Annotated in this window: 1 protein-coding gene (running past one end of the window); it reads left to right on the top strand. The window is 47.9% G+C overall.

The window, feature by feature from the left end; all coding sequences use genetic code 11:
- Positions 1-19,215, top strand: partial view of a tandem-95 repeat protein gene (locus AC3CH3_RS21950; protein WP_488538435.1) — the 5' portion only. Its footprint extends 8,757 nt past the window's final position; the window shows 19,215 of its 27,972 coding nt (coding positions 1-19,215); it begins with the start codon at positions 1-3; its stop codon lies beyond the right edge, outside the window.

Consider the following 19,215-nt stretch of genomic DNA (forward strand, 5'->3'; position numbering starts at 1 on the left):
ATGGCAGGCGAAAATAACCAAAACAACCAAAATGAAGATCTAAATGACGCGGTAGAACAAACGGACACGAACGACGCGGGTACGCCCTCCCAACAACAGAATCAACAAAATCAACAAAATACGATTGCGTCGACAATAGCGACGGGTGCTGAAAATACGGATGCGGCAGACGAAGTTAACCAGGCTTTAGACGAAAATCCGAGTGGTGCAGGTAATGCTGAAGATGCCTCTACTTCTGGTGCGGCTGTGCAAGAAGAGACGCCAGAAAGTGATGGAGATTCAGACGCTGCACAATCCAATGTAGTTGGTGGGGCCGCTTCTGAAGCTGGCTCGGACAATGCTGCTGGCAGTGGTGGCGGAGCGGGTGCTGGCGCTCAAGCAGTAGGTGGCGATAACGCAGAGTCTGCGACAGGTGGAGCAGACGCTGAAGGTAATGAAGAACAAGGCCAAGCTGCACGTACCTCTGCAGCGCCGAGTTCTACATCTTCTGAATCGGGTGAGCAACAAGTCGGTGATGATCTCGATTCACAGACAGTCGAAGAGACATTTTCCGTTGATGTTCAAGCTTCAGATGAAGAGACCATCAGTGAAGTAGAGGATGACTTTGATTCTGAAACAGTAAGCGAAACGTTCAAAATCCAAGTAGAAAGTGAAAATGATGCGCCAGAAGCAGAGCAAGATCTAGCTTACATCATGGATGAAGATGGCTCCATAACATTCACTCAAGAACAATTACTCGAATACGCAAGTGATGTAGATGGGGACGAACTGATTGCCTCTAACGTTCAAGTTGGTGCTGATGCAACCGTTCAAGACAATGGTGACGGTACTTTCACAGTAGTTCCTTCAGCTGACTTCAATGGTGAACTTGACCTTACTTTCGACATCAGTGACGGCCAAGAAACGATTAGCAGCGCAATTGATTTAACGGTACGTCCAATTAATGACGCGCCGGTTCCTGAAGATAAAACGTTTGAAATAGAGGAAGACGGAACTCTTGTCTTTACCGACGCTGACCTGTTAACAGGTGCTACCGACATTGAAGGTGACAACCTTACTGTTGAAGGTGTGACCTACGATGGCGGCGACGGTATCCTTACTGATAACGGTAATGGCACGTACACCTTCGCACCAAACGAGAACTTCAATGGCGATGTAAACTTTGGTTTTGATGTATCAGATGGCACCGATACAGTATCTGCCAATATTGATGTGAGCGTGACAGCGGTTGATGATGCGCCAGTGTCTGGCGACCTAGCTTATTCAGTAGATGAAGATGGTTCGATTCGCCTAAGTCAAGAACAGCTACTTTCTCAAGCATCTGACGTAGAAGGCGATGACCTAACTGCTAGTGGTCTTACAGTTGGCGGTGATGCAACGGTCGTTGCTAACGATGACGGAAGCTTCACGATCACGCCAGATGAGAACTTCAACGGTGACATCGATATCAGCTTCGATATCTCAGATGGCACCAACACAGTTCAAGCCTCTGCAGACTTAACTGTTAACCCAGTAAACGACCTGCCAGTGCCTCAAGACCAACAGTTCAGCGTTGAAGAAGATGGCACACTCATCTTCAGCGATGCCGACCTATTAACAGGTGCTACTGACATCGAAGGTGACAACCTTACTGTTGAAGGTGTGACCTACGATGGCGGTGACGGTATTCTTACTGATAACGGTAATGGTACGTACACCTTTGCGCCAAACGAGAACTTCAATGGCGACGTAAACTTCGGCTTCGATGTATCTGACGGTACCGATACGGTGTCAGCGAACATCGACGTAAGCGTAACAGCGGTTGATGATGCGCCAGTGTCTGGCGACCTAGCTTACTCAATCGACGAAGACGGTTCTATCCGTTTGAGCCAAGAGCAACTTCTATCGCAAGCATCCGATGTGGAAGGCGATGACCTTACGGCTAGCGGCCTCTCGGTTGGCGGTGATGCAACAGTCGTAGCTAACGATGATGGTAGTTTCACGATCACGCCAGATGAGAACTTCAACGGTGACATCGATATCAGTTTTGATATATCTGATGGTACTAACACGGTTCAAGCTTCTGCAGACCTAACGGTTAATCCAGTAAATGACTTACCAGTTCCTCAAGATCAACAGTTCAGTATTGCAGAAGATGGCACGTTAATCTTCACTGATGCCGACCTGTTAACTGGTGCAACGGACATCGAAGGTGACAACCTAACGGTTGAAGGTGTGACCTACGATGGTGGCGACGGTATTCTTACTGATAACGGTAATGGAACGTACACCTTTGCTCCGAATGAAAACTTCAATGGCGATGTAAACTTCGGCTTCGATGTCTCTGACGGTACCGATACGGTGTCAGCGAACATCGACGTAAGCGTAACAGCGGTTGATGATGCGCCAGTGTCTGGCGACCTAGCGTACTCAATTGATGAAGACGGTTCGATTCGCTTAAGCCAAGAGCAACTTCTATCGCAAGCATCCGATGTGGAAGGCGATGACCTTACGGCTAGCGGCCTCTCGGTTGGCGGTGATGCAACAGTCGTAGCTAACGATGATGGTAGTTTCACGATCACGCCAGATGAGAACTTCAACGGTGACATCGATATCAGTTTTGATATCTCTGATGGTACTAACACGGTTCAAGCTTCTGCAGACCTAACGGTTAATCCAGTAAATGACTTACCAGTTCCTCAAGATCAACAGTTCTCTGTTGAAGAAGACGGCACGTTAATCTTTACGGACGCTGACCTATTAACAGGCGCCACCGATATTGAAGGCGACAACCTTACTGTTGAAGGTGTAACCTACGATGGTGGCGACGGTATCCTGACCGACAACGGTAATGGTACTTACACCTTCGCACCAAATGAAAACTTCAATGGCGATGTAAACTTCGGCTTCGATGTCTCTGACGGTACCGATACGGTGTCAGCGAACATCGACGTAAGCGTAACAGCGGTTGATGATGCGCCAGTGTCTGGCGACCTAGCTTACTCAATCGACGAAGACGGTTCTATCCGTTTGAGCCAAGAGCAACTTCTATCGCAAGCATCCGATGTGGAAGGCGATGACCTTACGGCTAGCGGCCTCTCGGTTGGCGGTGATGCAACAGTCGTAGCTAACGATGATGGTAGTTTCACGATCACGCCAGATGAGAACTTCAACGGTGACATCGATATCAGTTTTGATATCTCTGATGGTACTAACACGGTTCAAGCTTCTGCAGACCTAACGGTTAATCCAGTAAATGACTTACCAGTTCCTCAAGATCAACAGTTCAGTATTGCAGAAGATGGCACGTTAATCTTCACTGATGCCGACCTGTTAACAGGTGCTACCGACATTGAAGGTGACAACCTTACTGTTGAAGGTGTGACCTACGATGGCGGCGACGGTATCCTTACTGATAACGGTAATGGCACGTACACCTTCGCACCAAACGAGAACTTCAATGGCGATGTAAACTTTGGTTTTGATGTATCAGATGGCACCGATACAGTATCTGCCAATATTGATGTGAGCGTGACAGCGGTTGATGATGCGCCAGTGTCTGGCGACCTAGCTTATTCAGTAGATGAAGATGGTTCGATTCGCCTAAGTCAAGAACAGCTACTTTCTCAAGCATCTGACGTAGAAGGCGATGACCTAACTGCTAGTGGTCTTACAGTTGGCGGTGATGCAACGGTCGTTGCTAACGATGACGGAAGCTTCACGATCACGCCAGATGAGAACTTCAACGGTGACATCGATATCAGCTTCGATATCTCAGATGGCACCAACACAGTTCAAGCCTCTGCAGACTTAACTGTTAACCCAGTAAACGACCTGCCAGTGCCTCAAGACCAACAGTTCAGCGTTGAAGAAGATGGCACACTCATCTTCAGCGATGCCGACCTATTAACAGGTGCTACTGACATCGAAGGTGACAACCTTACTGTTGAAGGTGTGACCTACGATGGCGGTGACGGTATTCTTACTGATAACGGTAATGGTACGTACACCTTTGCGCCAAACGAGAACTTCAATGGCGACGTAAACTTCGGCTTCGATGTATCTGACGGTACCGATACGGTGTCAGCGAACATCGACGTAAGCGTAACAGCGGTTGATGATGCGCCAGTGTCTGGCGACCTAGCTTACTCAATCGATGAAGACGGTTCGATTCGTTTGAGCCAAGAGCAACTGCTATCGCAAGCGTCAGATGTTGAAGGCGATGACCTGACAGCCAGCAGCCTAACAGTTGATGGCGATGCAACGGTTGTAGCTAATGATGATGGCAGCTTCACGATTACGCCAGATGAGAACTTCAACGGTGACATAGATATCAGTTTCGATATCTCTGATGGCACCAACACGGTTCAAGCTTCTGCTGACTTAACCGTTAACCCAATCAATGACTTGCCAGTTCCTCAAGATCAACAGTTCAGTGTTGAAGAAGACGGCACACTTATCTTCACTGATGCCGACTTGTTAACCGGTGCGACGGACATTGAAGGCGACAACCTAACTGTTGAAGGTGTGACCTACGATGGCGGTGACGGTATTCTTACTGATAACGGTAACGGCACATATACCTTTGCTCCGAATGAAAACTTCAATGGTGATGTAAACTTCGGCTTCGATGTATCAGATGGCACCGATACGGTATCTGCAAACATCGATGTGAGTGTTACTGCGGTTGATGATGCTCCGGTATCAGGTGACCTAGCGTACTCAATTGATGAAGACGGTTCGATTCGCTTAAGCCAAGAGCAACTTCTATCGCAAGCATCCGATGTGGAAGGCGATGACCTTACGGCTAGCGGCCTCTCGGTTGGCGGTGATGCAACAGTCGTAGCTAACGATGATGGTAGTTTCACGATCACGCCAGATGAGAACTTCAACGGTGACATCGATATCAGTTTTGATATCTCTGATGGTACTAACACGGTTCAAGCTTCTGCAGACCTAACGGTTAATCCAGTAAATGACTTACCAGTTCCTCAAGATCAACAGTTCTCTGTTGAAGAAGACGGCACGTTAATCTTTACGGACGCTGACCTATTAACAGGCGCCACCGATATTGAAGGCGACAACCTTACTGTTGAAGGTGTAACCTACGATGGTGGCGACGGTATCCTGACCGACAACGGTAATGGTACTTACACCTTCGCACCAAATGAAAACTTCAATGGCGACGTAAACTTCGGCTTCGATGTGTCAGATGGCACCGACACCGTATCAGCCAACATCGACGTGAGCGTAACAGCGGTTGATGATGCACCTGTATCAGGCGACCTTGCTTACTCAGTAGACGAAGACGGTTCTATCCGTTTGAGCCAAGAGCAACTTCTATCGCAAGCATCCGATGTGGAAGGCGATGACCTTACGGCTAGCGGCCTCTCGGTTGGCGGTGATGCAACAGTCGTAGCTAACGATGATGGTAGTTTCACGATCACGCCAGATGAGAACTTCAACGGTGACATCGATATCAGTTTTGATATCTCTGATGGTACTAACACGGTTCAAGCTTCTGCAGACCTAACGGTTAATCCAGTAAATGACTTACCAGTTCCTCAAGATCAACAGTTCTCTGTTGAAGAAGATGGCACGTTAATCTTCACTGATGCCGACCTGTTAACTGGTGCGACTGACATCGAAGGTGACAACCTAACGGTTGAAGGTGTGACCTACGATGGTGGCGACGGTATTCTTACTGATAACGGTAATGGAACGTACACCTTTGCTCCGAATGAAAACTTCAATGGTGATGTAAACTTCGGCTTCGATGTATCAGACGGTACAGACACGGTTGCTGCAAACATTGATGTAAGCGTAACAGCGGTTGATGATGCGCCAGTGTCTGGCGACCTTGCATACTCAGTCGATGAAGACGGTTCGATTCGTTTAAGCCAAGAGCAACTTCTATCGCAAGCATCCGATGTGGAAGGCGATGACCTTACGGCTAGCGGCCTCTCGGTTGGCGGTGATGCAACAGTCGTAGCTAACGATGATGGTAGTTTCACGATCACGCCAGATGAGAACTTCAACGGTGACATCGATATCAGTTTTGATATCTCTGATGGTACTAACACGGTTCAAGCTTCTGCAGACCTAACGGTTAATCCAGTAAATGACTTACCAGTTCCTCAAGATCAACAGTTCTCTGTTGAAGAAGACGGCACGTTAATCTTTACGGACGCTGACCTATTAACAGGCGCCACCGATATTGAAGGCGACAACCTTACTGTTGACGGTGTAACCTACGATGGTGGCGACGGTATCCTGACCGACAACGGTAATGGTACTTACACCTTCGCACCAAATGAAAACTTCAATGGCGACGTAAACTTCGGCTTCGATGTGTCAGATGGCACCGACACCGTATCAGCCAACATCGACGTGAGCGTAACAGCGGTTGATGATGCACCTGTATCAGGCGACCTTGCTTACTCAGTAGACGAAGACGGTTCTATCCGTTTGAGCCAAGAGCAACTGCTGTCTCAAGCATCCGATGTGGAAGGTGATGACCTAACAGCCAGCGGCCTAACAGTTGGCGGCGATGCGACCGTTACTCAAAACGAGGACGGCAGCTTCATCATTACGCCAGATGAAAACTTCAACGGTGACATCGATATCAGTTTTGATATCTCTGATGGTACCAACACGGTTCAAGCTTCTGCAGACCTAACGGTTAATCCAGTAAATGACTTACCAGTTCCTCAAGATCAACAGTTCTCTGTTGAAGAAGACGGCACGTTAATCTTTACGGACGCTGACCTATTAACAGGCGCCACCGATATTGAAGGCGACAACCTTACTGTTGAAGGTGTAACCTACGATGGTGGCGACGGTATCCTGACCGACAACGGTAATGATACTTACACCTTCGCACCAAATGAAAACTTCAATGGCGACGTAAACTTCGGCTTCGATGTGTCAGATGGCACCGACACCGTATCAGCCAACATCGACGTGAGCGTAACAGCGGTTGATGATGCACCTGTATCAGGCGACCTTGCTTACTCAGTAGACGAAGACGGTTCTATCCGTTTGAGCCAAGAGCAACTGCTGTCTCAAGCATCCGATGTGGAAGGTGATGACCTAACAGCCAGCGGCCTAACAGTTGGCGGCGATGCGACCGTTACTCAAAACGAGGACGGCAGCTTCATCATTACGCCAGATGAAAACTTCAATGGCGACATCGATATCAGCTTTGATATCTCCGATGGCACCAATACCGTTCAAGCTTCTGCTGACCTAACCGTTAATCCAGTAAATGACTTACCAGTACCTCAAGATCAACAGTTCAGCGTTGAAGAAGATGGCACGTTAATCTTCACTGATGCCGACCTGTTAACTGGTGCGACTGACATCGAAGGTGACAACCTAACGGTTGAAGGTGTGACCTACGATGGTGGCGACGGTATTCTTACTGATAACGGTAATGGAACGTACACCTTTGCTCCGAATGAAAACTTCAATGGCGATGTAAACTTCGGCTTCGATGTCTCTGACGGTACCGATACGGTGTCAGCGAACATCGACGTAAGCGTAACAGCGGTTGATGATGCGCCAGTGTCTGGCGACCTAGCTTACTCAATCGATGAAGACGGTTCGATTCGTTTGAGCCAAGAGCAACTGCTATCGCAAGCGTCAGATGTGGAAGGCGATGACCTTACTGCTAGCGGCCTAACAGTTGGTGGTGATGCAACCGTTACTCAAAACGAGGACGGCAGTTTCACGATCACGCCAGATGAGAACTTCAACGGTGACATCGATATCAGCTTCGATATCTCAGATGGCACCAATACCGTTCAAGCTTCAGCTGACCTAACCGTTAACCCAGTTAATGACCTGCCAGTGCCTCAAGATCAACAGTTCAGCGTGGAAGAAGACGGTACGTTAATCTTCACAGATGCTGACCTGTTAACAGGTGCAACGGACATTGAAGGCGACAACCTAACGGTTGAAGGTGTGACCTACGATGGCGGTGACGGTATTCTTACTGATAACGGTAATGGTACGTACACCTTTGCGCCAAACGAGAACTTCAATGGTGACGTAAACTTCGGTTTTGATGTATCAGACGGAACCGATACGGTATCAGCGAACATCGACGTAAGCGTAACTGCAGTTGATGATGCGCCAGTATCGGGTGACCTAGCATACTCAATCGATGAAGACGGTTCGATTCGTTTGAGCCAAGAGCAACTGCTATCGCAAGCATCCGATGTTGAAGGCGATGACCTTACTGCTAGCGGCCTAACAGTTGGTGGTGATGCAACCGTTACTCAAAACGAGGACGGCAGTTTCACGATCACGCCAGATGAGAACTTCAATGGTGACATCGATATCAGCTTCGATATCTCAGATGGCACCAATACCGTTCAAGCTTCAGCTGACCTAACCGTTAACCCAGTTAATGACCTGCCAGTGCCTCAAGATCAACAGTTCAGCGTGGAAGAAGACGGTACGTTAATCTTCACAGATGCTGACCTGTTAACAGGTGCAACGGACATTGAAGGCGACAACCTAACGGTTGAAGGTGTGACCTACGATGGCGGTGACGGTATTCTTACCGACAACGGTAATGGTACGTACACCTTTGCGCCAAACGAGAACTTCAATGGTGACGTAAACTTCGGTTTTGATGTATCAGACGGAACCGATACGGTATCAGCGAACATCGACGTAAGCGTAACTGCAGTTGATGATGCGCCAGTATCGGGTGACCTAGCATACTCAATCGATGAAGACGGTTCGATTCGTCTAAGCCAAGAGCAGCTTTTATCACAAGCTTCTGACGTGGAAGGCGATGACCTGACAGCCAGCGGCCTAACGGTTGGCGGTGATGCAACGGTTGTAGCCAACGATGACGGCAGTTTCACGATTACGCCAGATGAGAACTTCAACGGTGACATAGATATCAGTTTCGATATCTCAGATGGCACCAACACGGTTCAAGCTTCTGCAGACCTAACCGTTAACCCAGTTAACGACCTGCCAGTGCCTCAAGGTCAACAGTTCAGCGTTGAAGAAGACGGCACGTTAATCTTCACAGATGCTGACCTGTTAACAGGTGCAACGGACATCGAAGGTGACAACTTAACGGTTGAAGGCGTTACCTACGATGGTGGCGACGGTATCCTTACTGATAACGGTAACGGCACATATACCTTTGCTCCGAATGAAAACTTCAATGGTGATGTAAACTTCGGCTTCGATGTATCAGACGGTACAGACACGGTTGCTGCAAACATTGATGTAAGCGTAACAGCAGTTGATGATGCACCAGTATCTGGTGACTTAGCTTACTCAGTCGATGAAGACGGTTCGATTCGTTTGAGCCAAGAGCAACTGCTATCGCAAGCGTCAGATGTTGAAGGCGATGACCTTACTGCTAGCGGCCTAACAGTTGGTGGTGATGCAACCGTTACTCAAAACGAGGACGGCAGTTTCACGATCACGCCAGATGAGAACTTCAATGGTGACATCGATATCAGCTTCGATATCTCAGATGGCACCAATACCGTTCAAGCTTCAGCTGACCTAACCGTTAACCCAGTTAATGACCTGCCAGTGCCTCAAGATCAACAGTTCAGTATTGCAGAAGACGGTACTTTACTGTTCACAGACGCGGATCTGCTTACAGGCGCGACAGACGTTGAAGGTGATAACCTGACGGTTGAGGGCATCACTTATGAAGGCACTGATGGCGTACTGACTGACTTGGGTGAGGGATCATATAGCTTTGCGCCAAACGAAAACTTCAATGGTGATGTGAGCTTTAGCTTCGATGTGTCAGACGGTACAGATACCGTGTCTGCAAACATTGACGTTAGCGTGACTCCGGAAAATGATCCTCCAGTTGCGGGTTCTACTTCTTACACCGTAAATGAAGATAACTCGATTACCATTTCTGATGCACAACTATTGGCAACATCTTCAGATATTGAAGGTGATGTATCCATAGACAGCGTGACTTACTCTGGTAGTGACGGTGTCCTCGAAATCAATGGTAACGGCACTTATACCTTCTCGCCAAATGAGAACTTCAGCGGTGAAATTGCACTGGATGTGGTTGTTGCTGATGAAGATGGTGCGACCGATGCGACGACTGCGGGTATCAATGTTCTTGAAGTGAACGATCCGCCGGTTGCAGGCCCAACGTCTTACACCATTGATGAAGACTCAGTCCTGACCTTCAGTGAGTCTCAAGTGTTGCTTAATGCCTCAGATGTAGAAGGGGATGTTGAGCTTGTTGGTATTAGCTACGATGGCCCTGAAGGTATCTTCTCAGTAAATGGTGATGGCACTTGTAGCTTCGCTCCGAATGAGAACTTTAATGGCCAAGTACAGCTTGATGTCACCATTCGTGATGAAGACGGTGCAGAAGTGGAAACCGTCATCAATGTTGACGTATTACCAATCAATGATGCGCCAGTGTCTGGTGATTTGGCTTACAACGTTAATGAAGATGGTTCAATCACACTGAGCCAAGATCAGCTGCTGTCTCAAGCGTCCGATGTAGAAGGCGAAGATCTAACCGCAAGCGACTTAACAGTTGGTGGTGATGCGACGGTTGTAGCTAACGATGACGGCAGTTTCACCATCACACCTGATGCGAACTTCAATGGTGACATTGATATTAAATTCAACATCACTGACGGTACTGACACGGTTCAAGCAACCGCCGATCTTACTGTTAACCCAGTTAATGACTTGCCGGTTCCTCAAGACCAACAATTCAGTATCGCAGAAGACGGTACGCTTCAATTTACAGACGCCGACCTACTCACCGGTGCCACCGATATTGATGGCGACGACTTAACCGTTGAAGGTGTGACCTACGATGGTGGCGACGGTATTCTTACTGATAACGGTAATGGAACGTACACCTTTGCTCCGAATGAAAACTTCAATGGCGATGTAAACTTCGGCTTCGATGTCTCTGACGGTACCGATACGGTGTCAGCGAACATCGACGTAAGCGTAACAGCGGTTGATGATGCGCCAGTGTCTGGCGACCTAGCTTACTCAATCGATGAAGACGGTTCGATTCGTTTGAGCCAAGAGCAACTGCTATCGCAAGCGTCAGATGTTGAAGGCGATGACCTTACTGCTAGCGGCCTAACAGTTGGTGGTGATGCAACCGTTACTCAAAACGAGGACGGCAGTTTCACGATCACGCCAGATGAGAACTTCAATGGTGACATCGATATCAGCTTCGATATCTCAGATGGCACCAATACCGTTCAAGCTTCAGCTGACCTAACCGTTAACCCAGTTAATGACCTGCCAGTGCCTCAAGATCAACAGTTCAGCGTGGAAGAAGACGGTACGTTAATCTTCACAGATGCTGACCTGTTAACAGGTGCAACGGACATTGAAGGCGACAACCTAACGGTTGAAGGTGTGACCTACGATGGCGGTGACGGTATTCTTACCGACAACGGTAATGGTACGTACACCTTTGCGCCAAACGAGAACTTCAATGGTGACGTAAACTTCGGTTTTGATGTATCAGACGGAACCGATACGGTATCAGCGAACATCGACGTAAGCGTAACTGCAGTTGATGATGCGCCAGTATCGGGTGACCTAGCATACTCAATCGATGAAGACGGTTCGATTCGTCTAAGCCAAGAGCAGCTTTTATCACAAGCTTCTGACGTGGAAGGCGATGACCTGACAGCTAGCGGCCTAACGGTTGGCGGTGATGCAACGGTTGTAGCCAACGATGACGGCAGTTTCACGATTACGCCAGATGAGAACTTCAATGGTGACATCGATATCAACTTCGATATCTCAGATGGCACAAACACGGTTCAAGCTTCTGCAGACCTAACCGTTAACCCAGTTAACGACCTGCCAGTGCCTCAAGGTCAACAGTTCAGCGTTGAAGAAGACGGCACGTTAATCTTCACAGATGCTGACCTGTTAACAGGTGCAACGGACATCGAAGGTGACAACTTAACGGTTGAAGGCGTTACCTACGATGGTGGCGACGGTATCCTTACTGATAACGGTAACGGCACATATACCTTTGCTCCGAATGAAAACTTCAATGGTGATGTAAACTTCGGCTTCGATGTATCAGACGGTACAGACACGGTTGCTGCAAACATTGATGTAAGCGTAACAGCAGTTGATGATGCACCAGTATCTGGTGACTTAGCTTACTCAGTCGATGAAGACGGTTCGATTCGTCTAAGCCAAGAGCAATTGCTGTCTCAAGCATCAGATGTAGAAGGCGATGACCTAACTGCTAGTGGCCTAACGGTTGGTGGCGATGCGACAGTTACTCAAAACGACGATGGCAGCTTTACCATCACGCCAGATGAGAACTTCAATGGCGATATCGATATCAGCTTTGATATCTCAGATGGCACTAACACGGTTCAAGCTTCTGCTGACTTAACCGTTAACCCAATCAATGACTTGCCAATTCCTCAAGATCAACAGTTCAGCGTTGAAGAAGATGGCACGTTAATCTTCACTGATGCCGACCTGTTAACTGGTGCGACTGACATCGAAGGTGACAACCTAACGGTTGAAGGTGTGACCTACGATGGTGGCGACGGTATCCTTACTGATAACGGTAACGGCACATATACCTTTGCTCCGAATGAAAACTTCAATGGTGATGTAAACTTCGGCTTCGATGTATCAGATGGCACCGATACGGTATCTGCAAACATCGATGTGAGTGTTACTGCGGTTGATGATGCTCCGGTATCAGGTGACCTAGCGTACTCAATTGATGAAGACGGTTCGATTCGTTTAAGCCAAGAGCAACTTCTATCGCAAGCATCCGATGTGGAAGGCGATGACCTTACGGCTAGCGGCCTCTCGGTTGGCGGTGATGCAACAGTCGTAGCTAACGATGATGGTAGTTTCACGATCACGCCAGATGAGAACTTCAACGGTGACATCGATATCAGTTTTGATATCTCTGATGGCACCAACACGGTTCAAGCTTTTGCTGACTTAACCGTTAACCCAATCAATGACTTGCCAGTTCCTCAAGATCAACAGTTCAGTGTTGAAGAAGACGGCACACTTATCTTCACTGATGCCGACTTGTTAACCGGTGCGACGGACATTGAAGGCGACAACCTAACCGTTGAAGGCGTTACCTACGATGGTGGCGACGGTATCCTTACTGATAACGGTAACGGCACATATACCTTTGCTCCGAATGAAAACTTCAATGGTGATGTAAACTTCGGCTTCGATGTATCAGACGGTACAGACACGGTTGCTGCAAACATTGATGTAAGCGTAACAGCGGTTGATGATGCGCCAGTGTCTGGCGACCTTGCATACTCAGTCGATGAAGACGGTTCGATTCGTTTAAGCCAAGAGCAACTTCTATCGCAAGCATCCGATGTGGAAGGCGATGACCTTACGGCTAGCGGCCTCTCGGTTGGCGGTGATGCAACAGTCGTAGCTAACGATGATGGTAGTTTCACGATCACGCCAGATGAGAACTTCAACGGTGACATCGATATCAGTTTTGATATCTCTGATGGTACTAACACGGTTCAAGCTTCTGCAGACCTAACGGTTAATCCAGTAAATGACTTACCAGTTCCTCAAGATCAACAGTTCTCTGTTGAAGAAGACGGCACGTTAATCTTTACGGACGCTGACCTATTAACAGGCGCCACCGATATTGAAGGTGACAACCTAACGGTTGAAGGTGTGACCTACGATGGTGGCGACGGTATTCTTACTGATAACGGTAATGGAACGTACACCTTTGCTCCGAATGAAAACTTCAATGGCGATGTAAACTTCGGCTTCGATGTCTCTGACGGTACCGATACGGTGTCAGCGAACATCGACGTAAGCGTAACAGCGGTTGATGATGCGCCAGTGTCTGGCGACCTAGCTTACTCAATCGATGAAGACGGTTCGATTCGTTTGAGCCAAGAGCAACTGCTATCGCAAGCGTCAGATGTTGAAGGCGATGACCTGACAGCCAGCAGCCTAACAGTTGATGGCGATGCAACGGTTGTAGCTAATGATGATGGCAGCTTCACGATTACGCCAGATGAGAACTTCAACGGTGACATAGATATCAGTTTCGATATCTCTGATGGCACCAACACGGTTCAAGCTTCTGCTGACTTAACCGTTAACCCAATCAATGACTTGCCAGTTCCTCAAGATCAACAGTTCAGTGTTGAAGAAGACGGCACACTTATCTTCACTGATGCCGACTTGTTAACCGGTGCGACGGACATTGAAGGCGACAACCTAACCGTTGAAGGCGTTACCTACGATGGTGGCGACGGTATCCTTACTGATAACGGTAACGGCACATATACCTTTGCTCCGAATGAAAACTTCAATGGTGATGTAAACTTCGGCTTCGATGTATCAGACGGTACAGACACGGTTGCTGCAAACATTGATGTAAGCGTAACAGCGGTTGATGATGCGCCAGTGTCTGGCGACCTTGCATACTCAGTCGATGAAGACGGTTCGATTCGTTTAAGCCAAGAGCAATTACTGTCTCAAGCATTTGATGTCGAAGGCGATGATCTAACTGCTACTGGCCTAACGGTTGGTGGTGATGCGACAGTTACTCAAAACGACGATGGCAGTTTTACCATCACGCCAGATGAGAACTTCAATGGCGATATCGATATCAGCTTTGATATCTCAGATGGCACTAACACCGTTCAGGCTTCTGCGGATCTAACCGTTAACCCAGTTAATGACCTGCCTGTCCCTCAAGATCAACAGTTCAGTATTGCAGAAGACGGTACTTTACTGTTCACAGACGCGGATCTGCTTACAGGCGCGACAGACGTTGAAGGTGATAACCTGACGGTTGAGGGCATCACTTATGAAGGCACTGATGGCGTACTGACTGACTTGGGTGAGGGATCATATAGCTTTGCGCCAAACGAAAACTTCAATGGTGATGTGAGCTTTAGCTTCGATGTGTCAGACGGTACAGATACCGTGTCTGCAAACATTGACGTTAGCGTGACTCCGGAAAATGATCCTCCAGTTGCGGGTTCTACTTCTTACACCGTAAATGAAGATAACTCGATTACCATTTCTGATGCACAACTATTGGCAACATCTTCAGATATTGAAGGTGATGTATCCATAGACAGCGTGACTTACTCTGGTAGTGACGGTGTCCTCGAAATCAATGGTAACGGCACTTATACCTTCTCGCCAAATGAGAACTTCAGCGGTGAAATTGCACTGGATGTGGTTGTTGCTGATGAAGATGGTGCGACCGATGCGACGACTGCGGGTATCAATGTTCTTGAAGTGAACGATCCGCCGGTTGCAGGCCCAACGTCTTACACCATTGATGAAGACTCAGTCCTGACCTTCAGTGAGTCTCAAGTGTTGCTTAATGCCTCAGATGTAGAAGGGGATGTTGAGCTTGTTGGTATTAGCTACGATGGCCCTGAAGGTATCTTCTCAGTAAATGGTGATGGCACTTGTAGCTTCGCTCCGAATGAGAACTTTAATGGCCAAGTACAGCTTGATGTCACCATTCGTGATGAAGACGGTGCAGAAGTGGAAACCGTCATCAATGTTGACGTATTACCAATCAATGATGCGCCAGTGTCTGGTGATTTGGCTTACAACGTTAATGAAGATGGTTCAATCACACTAAGCCAAGATCAGCTGCTGTCTCAAGCGTCCGATGTAGAAGGCGAAGATCTAACCGCAAGCGACTTAACAGTTGGTGGTGATGCGACGGTTGTAGCTAACGATGACGGCAGTTTCACCATCACACCTGATGCGAACTTCAATGGTGACATTGATATTCAATTCAACATCACTGACGGTACTGACACGGTTCAAGCAACCGCCGATCTTACTGTTAACCCAGTTAATGACTTGCCGGTTCCTCAAGACCAACAATTCAGTATCGCAGAAGACGGTACGCTTCAATTTACAGACGCCGACCTACTCACCGGTGCCACCGATATTGATGGCGACGACTTAACCGTTGAAGGTATTAGCTACACAGGTGGTGATGGCGTACTGACCGACCACGGTGATGGTACTTATACCTTTGCGCCAAATGAAAACTTCAATGGCGATGTGAACTTCAGTTTCGATGTGTCTGATGGCACAGAAACCGTCAGCGCTAACATTGATGTGAGTGTGACTCCTGAAAACGATTCGCCAGTTGCGGGTTCAACCTCATACATGGTCAATGAAGACAACGCCATCACAATTTCTGATGAACAGTTGTTAGCTAACTCTTCGGATATTGAAGGTGCCGTGTCGGTTGATACTGTGACTTACAGTGGCACTGATGGTGTGTTCCAAGATAACGGCGATGGCAGCTATACCTTCCTTCCTAACGAAAACTTCAGCGGTGATATTAGCCTTGATGTGATTGTTGCAGATGAAGAGGGTGCAATTGATGAAACCACAGCAGGTATTACCGTTCTTGAAGTGAACGATCCACCGGTTGCGGGTCCAACGTCATACACCATTGACGAAGATTCGGTTCTGACGTTCAGTGAATCTCAGATTCTTGTGAATGCTTCGGATATCGAAGGCGATGTAGAACTTGTTGGCATTAACTACGATGGCTCTGACGGTATCTTCACTGTAAATGGTGATGGTACATGCAGCTTTGCGCCCAACGAAAACTTCAATGGTCAGGTTCAACTGGGTGTGACCATTCAAGATGAAGATGGCGCAACGGTTGAAACACACATTAACGTTGATGTATTGCCAATCAATGATGCGCCAGTATCGGGCGATTTGGCTTACACCATCAATGAAGATAGCTCCATCACGCTAAGCCAAGAGCAATTGCTAGCACGAGCAGGTGATATCGATAGCGACAACTTAGAAGCTATCAATCTATCTACTGATGAAAATGCGACCATCCAACACAATGATGATGGCAGCTACACCATTACGCCTAACGCCGACTACAACGGTGACCTAGACCTGAACTTCGATATCATCGATAACGATGGTGGTTCAGTTCAAGTTGGCCTAGACATTACCGTGAATCCGGTTAATGACTTGCCACAAGCGCAAGATCAACAGTTCACGATTGAAGAAGACGGTACGTTACTCTTCACCGATGCTGACCTGCTTGCCGGCGCGTCGGATATTGATGGTGATGAACTGTCGATTGAAAACGTGCTCTACACAGGTGCAGATGGTGTTCTTAGCGATAATGGCGACGGCACATACAGCTTCGCACCAAATGAAAACTTCAATGGCGATGTGAACTTCTCGTTCAATGTATCAGATGGTACCGATACGGTAACCGCTAACATTGATGTGAGCGTGACACCAGAGAATGATCCACCGGTTGCGGGTAGCACGTCTTACACCGTTCATGAAGACAACTCCATTACGATCAGTAACGAACAATTGCTAGCGAACTCTTCAGATATTGAAGGGGAAGTAGCGATTGATAGTGTTACCTATAGTGGCAGTGACGGTGTTCTAGAAATCAACGGTAACGGCACATACACCTTCTCTCCAAACGAAAACTTTAATGGCGAAGTTAGCCTAGACGTTGTTGTTGTGGATGAAGACGATGCAGCCGTATCGACGACTGCGGGCATTACGGTTCTAGAAGTGAACGATCCGCCAGTTGCTGGCCCAACGTCTTACACTATCGATGAAGACTCGGTACTGACCTTTAATGAGTCTCAAGTTCTGCTGAACGCCTCTGATATTGAAGGTGACGTACAACTTGTTGAGATCAACTACGACGGCCCAGACGGAATCTTCTCAATCAATGGTGACGGCACATGTAGCTTTGCACCGAATGAAAACTTCAACGGCCAAGTACAGTTGGATGTGACCATTCAAGATGAAGACGGCGCTCAAGTTGATACTCATATTACGGTTGATGTCTTACCAATCAATGATGTTCCAGTATCAGGAGACTTGGCATACAGCGTAGAGGAAGACGGTTCTATTACCTTGAGCCAAGATCAACTTCTTTCTCAAGCTAGCGATGTAGACGGAGACGACCTTACTGCTTCTAACTTAATGGTTGATGGAGACGCGACAGTTGTTGCTAACGATGATGGTAGCTATACCATTACGCCAGATGCGAACTTCAATGGCGACATTGACCTAACGTTCGACATTAGCGACGGTACAGATACGCTGGTTGCGACGGCTGACCTAACCGTTAACCCAGTTAATGACCTTCCACAACCACAAGATCAAACGTTCAGCATTGGCGAAGACGGCACCTTGAACTTCACTGATGAAGACTTGCTGACAGGTGCGACCGACATTGATGGAGATGACCTATCGGTTGAAGGCGTTACTTACACAGGTGCGGACGGTGTTCTTACTGATAATGGCGACGGAAGCTACAGCTTTGCGCCAAACGAAAACTTCAATGGTGATGTGAACTTCAGTTTTGATGTGTCAGATGGCACGGATACGGTTCAAGCCAACATTGATGTCAGCGTGACACCAGAGAACGATCCACCAGTTGCAGGTAGCACGTCTTACACTGTTCATGAAGACAACTCCATTACCATCAGTGACGAACAGTTACTTGTTAATTCTTCAGACATTGAAGGTGATGTGGCCGTTGATAGTGTGACTTACACTGGCGCTGACGGTGTCTTTGAAGACAACGGTGACGGTACTTACACCTTCTCACCAAACGAAAACTTCAACGGCGAAGTTAGCCTTGATGTTGTCGTTACCGATGAAGAGGGCGCAACTGAAGCGACCACAGCGGGAATCACCGTACTAGAGGTGAACGATCCGCCAATCGCAGGGTCAACCAGCTACTCAGTCAACGAGGACGAAGTTATCACCATCAGTTCAGAGCAACTGTTGGCGAACGCTTCTGATATCGAAGGTGAAGTGGCGATTGATAGCGTTAACTACACAGGTTCAGACGGTATCTTTACCGACAATGGTGACGGAACATTCAGCTTCGCACCTAACGCTAACTTTGATGGCGATGTAAGCCTTGATGTTGTCATTACTGATGAAGAAGGCGCAACCGTAGCGACCAACGCAAGCATAGATGTTCTGCCTGTGAACGATGCTCCGGTTCAAGGCGAGCAGGCGTATACAGTCAATGAAGATGGCTCGATTACCATCAGCCAAGAGCAGCTTCTAGCGGGCTCAAGTGATGTTGAAGGGGATGACCTAACAGCCTCGAATCTGACTGTTGATGGTAATGCGACGGTTGTTGCTAACGATGACGGCAGCTTTACCATTACGCCAGATGCGAACTTCAAT

The sequence above is a fragment of the Vibrio sp. QJM3NY_35 genome (assembly GCF_057785915.1).